General features: G+C 24.4%; 1 protein-coding gene and 1 pseudogene. Both read right to left on the bottom strand.

Annotated elements, in window-relative coordinates; translation table 11 throughout:
• Positions 1–557, bottom strand: a pseudogene (locus J3U20_RS09835) (hypothetical protein); the annotation flags it as partial.
• Between the two features lie 335 nt (positions 558–892).
• Positions 893–2,018, bottom strand: a 1,126-nt coding sequence (locus J3U20_RS09830; RefSeq protein ID WP_160543334.1) for a T9SS type A sorting domain-containing protein, incomplete at its 5' end; no start/stop codon positions are given.

Below are 2,018 nucleotides of genomic sequence, written 5' to 3'. Positions count from 1 at the left end.
GAATTCTGGCTACAATCTAAAAATTTTAAATTAATATTCTTTGATACATCTAATGAAGTTAAATTATTTTTTCTAGAAACAAATTTTGTTAAATTTAAATTCTTAGATAAATCAATTGAAGTTAATTGTGTTGAATTTATATACAATTCTTTTAAATTTTTAAAATATTTTCCATCAAATTCTCCATAAAATTTATTTTTACTTAAACTATCGTAATTACTCAAATCTAAAAAAGTTAAAACTTTAACTCCATTTTTATCTTCCCACTCAAATCTGCGAAATAATTTTAAAATGACACTGCTAGTCTTACCATTTATGGCATCAACCATATCTTTCCAGGTCAATCCTAACTGCTCATAATTCCATTCGTTATCCTCTTCAGAATATTGCATTAAAAAATTCAAAATTCCTAAAACATCCCTTGGATCATAAACAGAGATTTTTGAAACATCAAAATTACTTACTAAATAATGTCTTTTTTCCAAAACAGGATCTTTAGCCATCATTGTTACGCTTAATAAGACGCATAACAACATAAAAAATAAATTTTTTTTCATAATATTATTATTTTATAAATTTTAATATGCTAATATATCAATAATAATTTAAATAATTAGCTATTAAAAATAAAATATTTTTTTTTGTAGATTCTAATATGGATTCTGTTTAATTTTAAGAATCAATTAATTACATATTTATCTATATAATATGGCACAGATAATTTCTAGCAAAAAAAAACATACGTAATAAGCAGGGAATTATATAAGCAATTGAACTATAAACTTTATTTAAATCGGTCTTTAATGAAGTGTTGTTTTATTAAAAATATCTAATTTTATCAACTTATAAATAAAAAACCTGCACTTTATGCAGGTTCTTTAATTATTATAATTTACTTTTTAATAATTTTCTTAGAAAGTATTCCCTGATCAGTTGCAAGATTCACGATATAAATTCCCGCAGGCAAATCTTGCAAATCCAATTCGTTATTTATTACCTTTGGATATCTTTTAACTACTTTTCCTGCATAATTGTAAACACTTGCTGATGTTACCTTAGCTGCAGTATTTATTTTTAATATATCTATTACCGGATTAGGAAATAGTTGTATTGATTCTGTTTCATTTTTTTGTGGACCTACCCATACAAATCCTTCCGGTATGTTTTCATTTATATTTCTTGAAGCAAATGATACGGTATTTTTTATCGTTACTTCATATTCTAAAACAAAGTCTGGAATTAATTCATTTTTCATTTTACAAATTAAAGTTTTGCCTGCATTTTCCGGACCGGCATAAAATTTACCTTTTAGCGCATAGACGCCGACTTCTTGTTGAGTTGTTTTATCATACCAGGTATAGGTGGTATATTTTCCATCAATAGCATATTCTGATGATAAATCCAACACTTCAAAAATTCCTTTAACTCCTCCTTGAAGCGTTGCTTGTGGGTTTAATGTTAAAGATTTAATTGTAAGAAAATTCCCTTTTAAACTGGATAGCTTTAGATTGTTATAATCCCCAATTAATTCACTTATCTTATGAACTTTCGGAATAATCAATTGAGCTATTTTATTGTTATTAAAATAAAAGTATATTAAATTGAAATTTTTAGAGACATCTAAGAAGGTTAATTGATTGAAAGAACAATTTAAATATATTAAATTAACATTTTTAGATACATCAAAGACTGATAATTTATTCTTATTACAATCTAAAGATGTCAAATTAATATTTTTTGAGATATCCAAGTTTGTTAATTGATTCGAATTACAATATAAATTATTCAAATTAACATTTTTAGATATATCCAAGGTTGTTAACTGATTGTATGAACAATTTAAATTAGTCAAATTAACATTTTTAGAGACATCCAAGGTTGTTAACTGATTGGAACTACAATATAAATTTGTTAAATTAACATTTTTAGATATATCCAAGGTTGTTAACTGATTGGAACTACAATATAAATTTGTTAAATTAACATTTTTAGATATATCCAAGGTTGTTAACTGATTG

Source organism: Apibacter sp. B3919 (assembly GCF_026537405.1).
GTDB lineage: Bacteria > Bacteroidota > Bacteroidia > Flavobacteriales > Weeksellaceae > Apibacter.
Note: the sequence above shows the minus strand (reverse complement) of the source record. Positions and strands in the feature narration are given on the sequence as shown.